We start from the raw sequence: 12128 nt of genomic DNA, 5'->3' as shown, positions 1-12128 counted from the left end.
ATTAAGGGAAGAAGGGAACGTTTTGTCCAAAGATTCATTAGTCAAAGGAACGCTGATCTTAACCTTGGCGGCGTTCGTCGCCCGGGCGCTCGGCGTGGTGCAGCGCATCCCGCTCGTTTATTTGCTCGGCGATATCGGCATGGCGGCCTACGGCATCGCCTTCAACCTGTACTCCGTGCTGCTCGTCGTCGCCACCGCAGGCATTCCGAGCGCGCTCAGCAAGATGATCTCCGAGAAGACCGCGCTCGGCCGGCACGCGGAGGCGGATCGGATCTACAAGGCGGCGCTGTGGTTTGCCGTCTGCGCGGGTGTGCTGATGACCGTACTGCTGTACGCCGCAGCGCCGTATTTTGCCGACAGCATCCTCAACCCGCAGGCGACGCTGCCGATCCAAGCCATCGCCCCGGCGCTTCTGCTGTTCCCGCTGATCGCCATCATGCGCGGTTACTTCCAGGGACGCCGGATGATGATGCCGAACGGCATGTCGCAAATCATCGAACAGTTGTTCCGCGTCGTCACCTCGGTGGCGCTTGCCTATTTGCTGCTCAGCCACAGCTTGGACTATGCCGTCGCCGGCGCATCGTTCGGCGGCGTGGTAGGCAGCATCGCGGCAGCAGCCGTGATGCTGTACTATGCGATGCGGCTGAAGCAAAGCGACCGCCGCGAACGGTCCGCGGAGGGCGCTGACGCAGCTGCAGAGAGCGCGGGCGCCGCACCGCTGACGTTCAAAGCGATCTATGCGCAGCTGTTCAAGCTGTCCGTGCCGATCGTCATTTTCTCGATGACCGTCACGCTGATTTATACGATCGATTCGTCGATCGTCACTCTGCTGCTTAAAGATCGGCTCGGTGAGGAGGCTGCTCGGGAAATCCTCGGGATCTTGACCGGCCGGGCGCAATCGCTGGCAGGCATTCCGATCATCCTCGCCGTCGCGCTAAGCCAATCGGTCGTACCGATTATTTCGTCGGCGTATTCGCAAAGGGACATGAAGCAGGTATCCGATCAAACGGCCAAGGTACTGCAATTATCGATTCTTTCCGGCCTGCCGATGGTGCTGCTCATCAGTTTGGCGGCCCGTCCGATTAACGGATTTATTTTCGGAAATACGACCGGCTCGCCGATTGTCGATACGTATGCCGCTCCAATCATCACCTTGCTCACCGTCAGCGCGATGTTCCAGATCGTCATGCAGACCTCGGGCGCGGTGCTGATGGGAATGGGCCGCATGAGGCCGCTTGTGCTAAGCGTAATCCTTGGCATTGCGGTCAAGCTGGCGGGCAGCTACGTGCTGGCTCCGTACTGGGGCATCTACGGCATCATTGCCGCTACCGCCCTGTGCTTCATTGTGATGACGTGGCTCAACCTGGCGGTGCTGCGGACTGCCGTGCCGTTCCGGGTGTTCGGCCTGCGCCGCTGGCTGTCGCTCGCGGTGACGACGGCGCTGATCTGTCTGATCGGCTATGGATTGGAGCGGCTGTGTGTTGCTTACGTCCATCCGTCCGGCATCGAACGCTTGAACGAGATGGCGCAAGCCTTGATCATCTGTGCGATCACCGGCGCGGCTTACCCTGTCCTGCTTTTCCTGACGCGGGTCATGACGCTGCACGATTTGCAGCATTTGCCCGGACCGCTCCGGAAGCTGGCGAAGCCGCTGCTCGCCCGACTTGGCCGCACGACACAGCAAGAAAAGCGCTAAGCGACGCGGCCGCGCTGGCAGACGATTGTGAAAATAGCCCCGAACCTTCCAAGCAGATGCTGCTGCGGAGGTTCGGGGCTATTCGTTGTCAGGAAGCGGCCTCGATGAAAAAAAGTGCTGCATTTCAGCTTGGCAGCACCGCTCCCAGAGGACGTTTCGCCGCTCGCTACTGCTGATTTTTGTGCCGTACGGGGCCGGCATGACACCAGAGGGTGACGATCGGGTCTTCGATGCTGGAGTGAAGGTGATGATCTTCTCCCGGCTCCACGACGATAATATCGCCAACGGCTACCGGGTGGAACGTTTGGTCGATCTCCATCGTTCCGCGGCCCTGTACGATCAGGAACGCTTCACAGTCCGCATGGACATGATAATCCCGGCCGTCCGGCCCGTCGTTCGTGTGGCTGCGCTCGCCCGGCTTGCTGAACGCCAGTCCGCCCGAGGATACATAGTCGCCCGGCAGCACTTGATTCAAAATATGCCCTTCTCGGGCGTCCTGCAGCTCGCTTAAACGGTATCTTTTCATTAGCGGTCATCCCTCCGTTTTTTGGGAAAAAGGGTGAATTCCGTAATGATCATATCCGATTCGGGTTGCGATGGGTATTGAAGAATTTAAGAAAGACATGGAATCTTTTATGCTTTGTTCGATGGAGGCTCTATGGCAAACCAAGCTTGCTCCAAGATCCTCGCCGCAGCGTCGATGTCTTCCTCGGATAGCCCGGCGAAGCCGAGCAGGATGACCGGGTCCGATCCTTCGGGCACGGGCTCGAAGCAATAGCCGGAGATGCCGTACACCTTGACGCCCGCCTCCTTCGCGCGGGACACGAGTTCTTCCTCGCTCAAGCCGTTGCGTACCTTCAGGAGCAGGTGCAGGCCGGCGTTTTCTCCGATAATATCGATCGGCTGAGGGAACCTGCGTACCGCCGCCACAAGCCGGTCTCTTTTTCTTTTGTAAATGCGGCGCATCTTGTTCAAGTGCTTCTCGAAATACCCTTCCTTGATAAACCGGTACAGCACGTGCTGATCGATGCGCGAAACGGTCGAGGCATATGAAATGTAATGCGTGCGGTATATCTCCAAAAGCCGGCCGGGCAGCACCATATAGCTGATGCGCAGCGATGGGGACAACGGCTTCGACAGCGTGCCGATATAGATCACTTTGCCGCTCGAATCCATCCCGTGCAGCGAAGGGATCGGCTTGCCGCTGTAGCGGAATTCGCTGTCGTAATCGTCCTCGATGATATACCGGCCTTCCTGCTCGTTAACCCACTGGAGCAGCCGCATCCGGCGGTTGACCGGCATGACCATGCCCATCGGGAACTGATGGGAGGGCGTCGTATAGACGATGTTCGAGCGTCCGTCCGCAAGCTGCGCAACGTCGACGCCTTCTTCATCCAGCGGCAGCAGCTGAACGTCGATGTCATAGCTTCGGAGAATGCGGTACATCCGGTAATACCCCGGATTCTCGACGGCGAACGAATTGTCCCGGCCCAAAATTTGCAGCAGCAGCTGAAACAAGCTCTCCGTCCCGGCGCCGACGATAATTTGCTCCGGGGTGCAGGACACCCCGCGGGAGTAGTACAGGTATTGGGAAATCGTGCAGCGAAGCCTTTCGTCTCCTTGCGGATGTCCAAGCTGCAGCAGTGACTTGTGCTCGAACTGAATTGTTTCTTTAGCCAGCTTTTTCCATATGCTGAAAGGGAACACGTCCAAATCGATGCTGGTCGGCGAAAAATCGTACCGGGGAACAAAGGCTTCCGTGTCCGTTGACGGCGTTCGTACAGTGGATACCGGCGTTTCCGCGCCGATCCGCAGCACCTCGTCCGTCTTGCTGACGAAAAATCCGCGCTTCGGGACCGCTTCGACGTAGCCTTCCGCGACGAGCTGCTGATACGCGGCTTCGAGCGTATTTTGACTGATGCGCAAATACCCGGCCAGCTTCCGCTTGGACGGCAGCCTCGTCCCGTAGGAAAGATGCCCCGCCTCAATTTCCCGCTTAATGTGCATATAGAGCTGATCGTATAAAGGCTGCTTTCGCCCCGGATCCAAATGAACCGTGAACATGTCCATGAACGATGCCCCTTCCCTAAACTGACCTCATCATTTTGTATAAAACTGAAGCTTATGATCCGTTCAAATAATGATTATAATCGAAAAAACGAAGACACGAAAGGACATAAGCAGCATGTTGAAAAAGTCATATCGCGGAAGAAATCTCGGGCTGGCGCTCATTATCGTCGGTGCCGGCTGCTGGGGATTGTCGTCCCCCATGATGGAATGGCTCTTCTCCCATCAAAAAATGTCGGCCCCGGCGCTTCTGCAATTCCGGTTCATGCTATCGGGCGTCATCCTCCTATTGATCGCCATGGGAAGAAAGCAGAATATATGGAAGGTTTGGACCGATCTTCGCATGGTTCTGTCACTACTTATTTTTTCGGTCTGCGGGATCATGGTGCTGCAGTACGCGTTCATCAGCACCGTCGAAACGGGCAATGCCGTGACGGCTACCTTGTTTCAATTTTTGAGTCCGGCGGTTGTCATGATCGTGCTGGCGTTCAAGAAGCGGAAGCCGCCGACCTGGATCGAGACGGTGCTGGTTTCGCTCTGTATCATCGGGTTGTTTTTCATGGTCACGAACGGGTCTTTGGAAGGAATATCCTTATCGCCCAAAGCCGTCGGCTGGGGGCTCGCCACGGCGGTTGCGTTCGCCTTCTATACGTTGTTTCCGGTTCCGCTCATCCGCCGCTGGGGCGGCACGCTCGTGCTCGGCTGGGGGATGCTGATCGGCGGGATCGTGTTTAACGCGCTGCCTGTCTCGGGAGGCTTCTATTCCGCCGTGCAGGGCATGGACGTCATCTCCTGGATTCTCGTGCTGTTTATCGTCTTGTTCGGAACATGCTTGGCCTTTTTGTTTTATTTGGAGAGCCTTCATTACCTGGAGCCCGCCGAAACGAACACGCTGTCCGTCATGGAGCCGCTCGTGACGATCGTCGTTTCGATGCTCTGGCTGGCGGAGCCATTGAAGTTTTTTCAAATCATGGGCGGCCTGTTCATCGTCGCTTCGTCCGTCCTGCTGTCCGTGAAGCCCTGGGACAAAAGAGCGAGAGGCGGGGAAAGAACTGCGAGCGAAGGGTTGTAACTGCCGGATATCCGGGCGGCAAGCCTTAAAAAAATACAGCCTCTTCCAAAATGAATCCATCCTCCCTTGTCCCAACAAATAGTATGATAAAGAGATCAAGGGATGGAGGAAGGGGAGATCCGTCATGATTGCACGGGAAACGTGGATTGCGGAGGTTGAAGGCATCGAAACGCTGGATACGCATACCCATTTGGTCGGGGACAAGCTGTGTGCGCAGAGCTTCTGGGACATCGCCCATTATTTCTGGTTTAACCGGGAAATGCAGGCGGGCGGATATCCTGCCGACGCGGCGGAGCTGCCGGAGAAGGAACGCATCGAAGCGTTCATGAAGGCGTACCGCGCCACGCGGAATACGCTTATGAACTGGAGCGTCACGCATATCTTCAAGCAGCTGTACGGGATTGAGCTTCGCGACGAGCGCTCCGTCTACGAAGCCGATGAGGCGGTGCGGGCTTCGGCTCAAAGGGCGGGCTGGGCGCAGCAGGTGGCGGACAAGCTGAACGTCCGCGCGTTCGTGGTCAATCACCCCGACCATGCGAAGTTTGCCGGCATGAAGCGCGATGCGATTCTGCTTCCGCGGATCGACGGCAAGCTGCCGCAGTGGACCCGGGCCATCGCGGCGTCGGCGCAGCCGGAGGAAGCGTACGAAGAGGCGCGGCAAAGTATAGACAAGCTGTTCGCGTCGTACCGGGAGCAGGGGTGCCCGGGGGTGATGACGACGCTGCCCGCTTTCGAGGCCAGCGCCAACCGCTCGTATTCGCTGAAAGCTGGAGCGACGGAGGATCAGATCCTGATGATGCTTCTGCATGCGGTCTGTGAAGCGGCCGAGCGTCACGGGCTGATGATGCAAATCTTCGTGGGCGTGGAACGGTCCTGGTGCGGCACCGCGACCCCGGTCAACGATCCGCTAAAGATCGTCAAGCTGTCCGGCTTGTTTGAGCGGTATGCGGTTCCGTTCGAATTGGTGGTCGCCTCGGAGCTGAATAACCTGGACATCGTCCAAGCGGCGTGGAATTTCCCCAATGTGCACACGGGCGGGCAGTGGTGGTTCAATTTCCGCGCCAGCACATACCGCGATGCGATGCAATATCGGCTGGAGGCGCTGCCGGCGCTCAAAAGCTCGCTTATCGTCTCCGACGCGCGCTGCATCGAATGGAGCTACGGCAAAATCGCGCTTGTCAAACGGCTGATGGCCGAGTTCCTCTACGAGCAGACGGAACGGGGCTGGATCGACCGCGAAACGGCGCTGCAGGTCGCCAGAGGCTGGCTCTACGAGAGCGCGGCGCAGCGGTACGGCTTCCAGGAGCAGTAGACCGCGCCAGCCGGAGCCTGCCCGCTAAACGATCAGATCGCTGGCAAGCACGGCGAGCTCGATTTTTTTCAGTCCGAAGCCGCATTCCTGCGTCATTTCGAAGGAGAACGGCGCGCTGATTTCCTTAAAATAGTCGAGGACGGACAGGTCGCGGAACCAATCTCCGGGGTCGGGCGGTTCGACGTCCCGGTCCTTCCATGCATCCGTCAGCGCAGGACTATAAAGCGGGGCTGCGCCGGGCCGCAGCTTGCAGCCGTCGAGCCGCTCCAGCAGCTGTCCGCGGGGCCGGGGCGGTTCCTTGCGCACGGCTGCGAACAGGTGCGGCCAGTAATCCGCGCGGGAGCCGCTGTGACGGCGTCCACAGGCGAACGCCTGAGCGCCTTCGGCTACCGCGCGTATCCCGAAGAGAATGGCGTACAGCTTTTTCCCGACCTCGATGCGCTCGCGCACGCTGCTGAAGTTTTCCAGAATCAGACCTGCGAGCCGTATACGCTCGCCTTGGACATAAGGAAACACGACCTGGTTCAGCTGAAGCAGCGTCTGCGTCTGAAAAAACAACGTGTCGAGCACGTTGCTTCGAAAAGAAGGATGACGGACGACGCGTTCCTCAATATAATGCTGCTCGTTCACGATTAACGCGATGGTCAACAGCCCGGATTCCCGCTCGATCCAAAAGCGTTCCCAGACCGGGCGCATAAAGCGCGAGACGCCGAGCAGGGGGAGCAGATGAAACAGCGGACGCTTCATCTGCAGGCTGGCCCGGTACAGCAGCAGCTGCGGGTAAGCATCCCGGAAGATGAGCGCGTTGGCCCTTTCCAAAAAAGCGAAGACGTTCTCGCATTGCTCCTCATTCAGCAGAAACGGCAGCAGATCTCCCCGCAGGTCCGTCATGCTCCAGCCCCCGTTACGCGACACCATATGAGCCAGAAACGCCCAATGCAGCTCGGGATGTTCCCGGTATATATGCAAATAAGCCGCGGTACGCGTCACGTTGTTGCGGATGTGCACGTCCCGTTCACGTATGATCCGCTCCAACAGCTCCTCCTCCTCTTCCTTGGCATGAGGCTCGGCCGACGTGGTCTCATGGAGCGTCTGCGGCTTTCCTTCCTGCAGCGCAAGCTTCCATTGCAGCCGCTTGCGCAGCGCTTCGACCGACAGCGGATCGATCGGAATGCGGTGCGCCGCGGCCAGCAGCTTTTTTTCATGCGCGACCGTCTGCGCCTTTCCTTTGACCCACGCTACCGTTTCCTGTGGCAAATCCGCCAGCTTGTGGAGCAGATCGATGCCGTTCCAACGGTATTTTCCCCGGTTCATGGTCCGAAACCTCCTGCCGCAAAAAAGGATTTTCCTTACTGCCCGTCGTATAATTTCATATGCAAGTGTGCAACGTTCTGCCAATTATTTCGTATAAGACGGTAGGCCGCACGTATTTATATTACATATTTTAGGAGGTACCCATGAGAACAAAACGTTGGAACGCTATGCTCAGCCTCGTGCTGGTCGGCATACTGATCCTGCTTGCCGGCTGCCAGCCGGTCGGCAATGTCGACGTAGGCAAAGCGATGGCCGGAAGCTTGGCCGTCAAATCTTCGGAAGGCAAGCAAACGGTAACGCTGGAGCTGACGCCGGACCCGGCGGTCACGATGTCGCCAGAGGGCAAGCGGATTTTCGATCTGTTCAGCAAGGTGAAAATTGACATTACCGAGATGAAAATGCAAGATCAGCTGCATATGTCTTTGAAGGGCGCATTCGAGTATCAGAAGGGTCGCGTGCCGTTCGAGCTGGTCATGTCCGACATGGACTACACTCTCAAAATCGAGGGCGCGAAAAAGCCGATCGTGATCCGCAACAGCGCGACGGCGATGAGCGGCTCCGCTCCCGAGCTTCCTAAGGAAGTGCAGGAGCAGCTCCAGCAGCTTAGCAAGAAGGCGGTCGAAGCGATGCCTTCGCTCACGTCGTTCTTCACCCGCAACTTCCCGAACCCGAGCAAAATTACGGCTGCGGAAGTCAACGAAACCGTGAACGGCGAAGCGCTGACCCTGCAAAAGGTTCATGCCGAAATCTACGGCAACGAGCTGCTGGGCTTGGTGAAAGGCTTCCTGACGAACGTGCTCGCCGACGATCAAGGCCTGAAAGATTTCATCGGCGTGCTGTACGATCTGTACGTACCGCTTCTGAAGGAAGTAACCAAGGAAGCCGGCAAGGATGATGCCAATGCCATGAACGATACGCTCACGCCTTATTTGGAGAATAAAGCGCTGGCTGTTGAATTCATTCATACGTTCGTTAAAACCCACTTGGAGCAAATGCTCAAGGATTTCGACGCGTCGGTCGACTCGATGGGTCCGGAAGCCAAAGCTTGGTTGAGCGACAACCTGTCGCTTAAGACGGACCTGTATGTAGACAAAGATTACATTACCCGCAAATCGAACACGGAAATTGGAGTCACCCTTCCGGAAGGCAAGGGAGACGGTGTGAAAAGCGTCAAAATCACGTCGGTTTCCGAAGTATGGAACGTGAACAAGCCGGTACAGGCGGCCACGATTGACACCGCAGGCGGAGTTCTTGAGCTGAACGGTGCGGACGGCCGTTTGACGCCAAGCAAATTCGTCGCATCGCTTGATCCGAACTCCCAACTGTACAAACTGCTGAAAGACGATCTTGAAGTCACGAAGAAAAATATCAGCATGATCGTCGGCGAAAGCAAAGAGTTTTCGTACGGTACGCTCCCTTATAACGACAACGGCACGATCATGGTGCCGGCGCGCTTCGTCGTCGAGGAGCTGGACGCCGATGTGAAATGGGATGAGGCCACCAAGCAAGTCAAAGTGACCGATCCGCTCAGCGGCGCGGTGCTTGTATTAACGATCGGCAGCAGCGAAGCTACCGTTAACGGTCAGACCGTTAAGCTGGAGAAGCCGGCCGTTCTCGTGGAAGGCGTTACTTATGTTCCTGTGCGCGCCGTTTCCGAAGGCCTCGGCGCAAAAGTAGGCTGGGAGCAAGAAACGCAAACCGTTAAAATTACCCGCGATTAATTTGGCTTCATTCTTAATATGTGCTCGAACGGCCGGACTATTCCGGCCTTCACAGCAAAAAAAACAGCCTCCCATCCGACTCCGCCTCGGAAAGATGGGGGGCTGTTTCTTATTTTCATATACGAGGATCAGGCTTAATCCTGGGTTGAATCGGGAGTCGGGGCTTTCGTCTCCGTTCCCGGCCCCAAAGACCGGGGGGAGGGCAGCCGACCGGCTCGGGCGGCCGTCTCCCGCAGCAGGTATTCGATATGGCTGTTCACGCTGCGGAATTCGTCCGCCGCCCATTTTTCCAGCACTTCGTACAGCTTCGGATCAAGCCGCAGCGGGAAATTTTTTTTGCCGGCCATGGCGGACCGTCAGTACAAGCTTCCCGTATTGATGACCGGATTGGCGGAACGGTCCGACACGATGGCGACGAGCAGATTGTTGATCATGGCGGCTTTGCGTTCTTCGTCAAGCTCGATAACGCCTTCTTGCTGCAGTTGGGCGATAGCCAGCTGCACCATGCCGACGGCGCCTTCCACAATTTTAGCGCGCGCGGCGATGATGGCCGTTGCCTGCTGACGCTGCAGCATGGCGCTGGCAATCTCCGTGGAATAAGCCAGATGCGTCAAACGCGCTTCAAGGACTTCGACGCCGGCCACCGACAGCCGGTCCTGCAGCTCGCGGCTCAGCTCTTGGGCGACCTCTTCGGAGTTGCCGCGTAAGGAGTAGCCGTTCTCGTAAGAATCGTACGGATATTTGTTGGCTACGTGCCGCAGCGCGGTTTCGCTCTGGATTTCGACGAATTGCTCGTAGTTGTCGACATCGAAGCTGGCTTTGGCCGAATCGACGACGCGGAAGACGACGACGGCGGCGATTTCAATCGGATTGCCGTCGATGTCGTTCACCTTTAGCTTGGCGCTGTTGAAGTTACGGACGCGCAGCGATACCTTTTTACGTCCAGAGAAAGGAACCGTTACCCACATGCCGCTCTCGCGCAGCGTTCCGGCGTAGCTGCCGAAGAACGTCACGACCATCGCCTGATTCGGTTGAATGACCGTCAATGAAGATAACGGCAGCACCGACAGGACGATCAAGAAGATGCCCAGAGCGGGTGAAGCTTCGGTAATCAGCAGAAAAAGTCCTCCTCCGACCAGCGCAAGCACCAGCAGCAATCCGAGAAATCCATTCATCACCCATGCTTTTCTTTCCTTCATCGCAAGCACTCCTTTTGTTTAAGGGGGATCATATTGATTTGATATTTTTATGATATCACTTTTAGTAATAATTGTAAAGATGAAGAAGGTGGAAATTTAATTTACTAATGAAATTGGACGCGCATACGCAAGATTGACAGAAGCTGCTCCGAGTGCTATAAGTGGGGTAAGCGAAAAGAAATTGCGCAAAAACGATGACCGAAGGCGGTGCTTTCCGTGGAACAAGTGACAACCGAACAACGATTTAGAGAAGTAATCGCCGGCTCCAAGCCGACCGTTGCCGTTTTCAAAACGACTTGGTGCAAGGATTGCCATTTCATCGATCCGTTCATGCCTCAAGTGGAGGAAGCGTACCAAGATCGCCTGAACTTCATTCATATTGACCGCGATGATTTGCCGGACCTTTGCTCGGAATTGAATATTTTGGGCATCCCGAGCTTTATCGCTTTCCGCGACGGTCAAGAGCTTGTCCGTTTTGTCAGCAAGCTGCGCAAAACGCGCGACGAGATTGAGCAGTTTCTGGACCGTGCGCTGGAAGTATCGAACGCCCTGCAAAAGTAACAGCCATAGAGCTCCACAGCTCAAAAGCCCGCCGGAAACCGTTCCGGCCGGGCTTTTGTTCGTTCAGAGGGCGGTGCAGCCGTTTCGTCCGGTTTCAAGGCTTTGTAACATTTCCGCATGGATTTAGGTAGTTTTTATCGCTATAATAGGGGTTGGACGTTCGCTTTTGTCTAATGTTGTCGACAAATTTTGATAGACGTATTTTATAGAAGAAGCGGGTGAATGTTACGCATGAACATACAACGTTGGTTAAAACGCTTATCTTTTGCGAGCATGGCCGGCATGTTTTTGATCTTACTGATGGGCGCGTTGGTAACGAAAACGGAATCGGGCCGGGGCTGCGGCGACGATTGGCCGCTGTGCAACGGAAAGTTCGTTCCTGCTTATACGATCGAATCGATGATTGAGTACAGCCACCGCTTTGTGGTCGGCATTGTGGGGATGATTTTGCTCGCTACGACCATTCTTGTGCTGCTGTACAGCCATCGCAAGGATGCCAAATGGTACGTAGGCGGGGCGATGGCGTTCACGGTGCTGCAAGCGATCCTCGGCGCCATGGCCGTCGTATGGCCGCAATCCGGGCCGGTGCTTGCGCTGCATTTTGGCTTCTCGCTGCTGTCGTTTGCCTTTACGCTGCTGCTGTACCTGGTATACACGAAATTCGGAGAGGCGATGCACCGCGGCGACGGAACGAGATTGACCCGCGGGGTGCGTGCCGCCATTTGGGGCATTTTGATCTACTCTTATGTCGTCGTTTATTTGGGCGCCTTCGTCCGGCATACCGAATCGACCGGCGGCTGTATCGGCTGGCCCTTGTGCAACGGACAAGTCATTCCGGAGCTGACCGGGGCGACCGGCATCGTATTTATGCACCGCGCCGCGGCTGCGGTACTGGGGATCGCCATTCTGGTGCTGTTCCTGGTCGTGCGGATGCAGGCGCATACGGATAGCTCGATCTATCGGGCGGCCCGCTTATCGCTGGTGTTGATCATCCTGCAAATTTTAAGCGGCGGCTTTGTTACGCTCTCCATGGGATACGACATTTATCTGGTCGCCAGCATGCTGCATGCGCTGTTGATCTCCTGCTTGTTCGGCGTCCTATGTTACTTGGGGATAACGTCTCTGCATGCGGCAGAGGGGAAGGTACAGGCTTACGCGGCTCCTCGGCTGCCGTAAGCCTCTCTTT

11 protein-coding genes are annotated in these 12128 nt (G+C 56.6%); 6 read left to right on the top strand and 5 right to left on the bottom strand.

Annotated features, from left to right (window positions below):
- Positions 1-22 precede the first annotated feature (22 nt).
- A complete protein-coding gene (locus tag PEH01S_RS05890) occupies positions 23-1696 on the top strand; it encodes a putative polysaccharide biosynthesis protein (RefSeq protein WP_127484240.1) in 1674 nt (557 codons plus the stop codon).
- A gap of 166 nt (positions 1697-1862) precedes the next feature.
- Here the strand turns inward: PEH01S_RS05890 and PEH01S_RS05885 are convergent, their stop codons facing one another.
- Both PEH01S_RS05885 and pdxR read right to left on the bottom strand, forming a co-directional pair.
- A complete protein-coding gene (locus PEH01S_RS05885) occupies positions 1863-2222 on the bottom strand; it encodes a cupin domain-containing protein (protein WP_025850078.1) in 360 nt (119 codons plus the stop codon).
- A gap of 107 nt (positions 2223-2329) precedes the next feature.
- Positions 2330-3766, bottom strand: coding sequence for a MocR-like pyridoxine biosynthesis transcription factor PdxR (gene pdxR / locus PEH01S_RS05880; protein WP_127484239.1), 1437 nt, complete (start codon positions 3764-3766; stop codon positions 2330-2332).
- Between the two features lie 115 nt (positions 3767-3881).
- Here pdxR and PEH01S_RS05875 point away from each other — a divergent pair, with 115 nt between their 5' ends.
- Together PEH01S_RS05875 and PEH01S_RS05870 are read left to right on the top strand one after the other, a co-directional pair.
- A complete protein-coding gene (locus PEH01S_RS05875; RefSeq protein ID WP_164827690.1) occupies positions 3882-4835 on the top strand; it encodes a DMT family transporter in 954 nt (317 codons plus the stop codon).
- Between the two features lie 124 nt (positions 4836-4959).
- Complete coding sequence (locus PEH01S_RS05870; RefSeq protein WP_025850081.1) at positions 4960-6147, top strand: hypothetical protein; 1188 nt, start codon at positions 4960-4962, stop codon at positions 6145-6147.
- A gap of 24 nt (positions 6148-6171) precedes the next feature.
- On the opposite strand, the gene PEH01S_RS05865 is transcribed toward PEH01S_RS05870, so the two are convergent.
- The gene (locus tag PEH01S_RS05865; protein ID WP_127484237.1) at positions 6172-7461 is read right to left on the bottom strand and encodes a DUF2515 domain-containing protein; all 1290 of its coding nucleotides are present in this window, start codon (positions 7459-7461) and stop codon (positions 6172-6174) included.
- Between the two features lie 143 nt (positions 7462-7604).
- Between PEH01S_RS05865 and PEH01S_RS05860 the strand changes: the two genes are divergently transcribed.
- Complete coding sequence (locus tag PEH01S_RS05860) at positions 7605-9182, top strand: copper amine oxidase N-terminal domain-containing protein (protein ID WP_127484236.1); 1578 nt, start codon at positions 7605-7607, stop codon at positions 9180-9182.
- 134 nt (positions 9183-9316) lie between these two features.
- On the opposite strand, the gene PEH01S_RS05855 is transcribed toward PEH01S_RS05860, so the two are convergent.
- Positions 9317-9529, bottom strand: coding sequence for a hypothetical protein (locus PEH01S_RS05855; RefSeq protein WP_127484235.1), 213 nt, complete (start codon positions 9527-9529; stop codon positions 9317-9319).
- 9 nt (positions 9530-9538) lie between these two features.
- Positions 9539-10381: an SPFH domain-containing protein gene (locus PEH01S_RS05850; RefSeq protein WP_025850085.1), complete on the bottom strand. Its 843-nt coding sequence runs from the start codon at positions 10379-10381 to the stop codon at positions 9539-9541.
- Positions 10382-10597: 216 nt separating this feature from the next.
- Here PEH01S_RS05850 and PEH01S_RS05845 point away from each other — a divergent pair, with 216 nt between their 5' ends.
- Positions 10598-10942, top strand: a complete 345-nt coding sequence (locus PEH01S_RS05845; protein WP_025850086.1) for a thioredoxin family protein — start codon at positions 10598-10600, stop codon at positions 10940-10942.
- 222 nt (positions 10943-11164) lie between these two features.
- Positions 11165-12118 carry a COX15/CtaA family protein gene (locus PEH01S_RS05840; protein ID WP_054977257.1) on the top strand — a complete coding sequence of 318 codons (954 nt, stop codon included), beginning with the start codon at positions 11165-11167 and terminating at the stop codon, positions 12116-12118.
- The last annotated feature ends 10 nt before the right edge of the window (positions 12119-12128 follow it).

It is taken from the genome of Paenibacillus ehimensis NBRC 15659 (assembly GCF_004000785.1).
Classification (GTDB): domain Bacteria; phylum Bacillota; class Bacilli; order Paenibacillales; family NBRC-103111; genus Paenibacillus_G; species Paenibacillus_G ehimensis.
The sequence above is the reverse complement of the archived record's forward strand: the minus strand, read 5'-3'. Positions and strand labels throughout refer to the sequence as shown.

What these genes read in the sequence shown, in the direction of transcription:
- PEH01S_RS05885 (WP_025850078.1), bottom strand. Translation starts at nt 2,222, where the DNA reads ATGAAAAGATACCGTTTAAGCGAGCTGCAGGACGCCCGAGAAGGGCAT.
- pdxR (WP_127484239.1), bottom strand. Translation starts at nt 3,766, where the DNA reads ATGGACATGTTCACGGTTCATTTGGATCCGGGGCGAAAGCAGCCTTTA.
- PEH01S_RS05875 (WP_164827690.1), top strand. Translation starts at nt 3,882, where the DNA reads ATGTTGAAAAAGTCATATCGCGGAAGAAATCTCGGGCTGGCGCTCATT.
- PEH01S_RS05870 (WP_025850081.1), top strand. Translation starts at nt 4,960, where the DNA reads ATGATTGCACGGGAAACGTGGATTGCGGAGGTTGAAGGCATCGAAACG.
- PEH01S_RS05865 (WP_127484237.1), bottom strand. Translation starts at nt 7,461, where the DNA reads ATGAACCGGGGAAAATACCGTTGGAACGGCATCGATCTGCTCCACAAG.
- PEH01S_RS05860 (WP_127484236.1), top strand. Translation starts at nt 7,605, where the DNA reads ATGAGAACAAAACGTTGGAACGCTATGCTCAGCCTCGTGCTGGTCGGC.
- PEH01S_RS05855 (WP_127484235.1), bottom strand. Translation starts at nt 9,529, where the DNA reads ATGGCCGGCAAAAAAAATTTCCCGCTGCGGCTTGATCCGAAGCTGTAC.
- PEH01S_RS05850 (WP_025850085.1), bottom strand. Translation starts at nt 10,381, where the DNA reads ATGAAGGAAAGAAAAGCATGGGTGATGAATGGATTTCTCGGATTGCTG.
- PEH01S_RS05840 (WP_054977257.1), top strand. Translation starts at nt 11,165, where the DNA reads ATGTTACGCATGAACATACAACGTTGGTTAAAACGCTTATCTTTTGCG.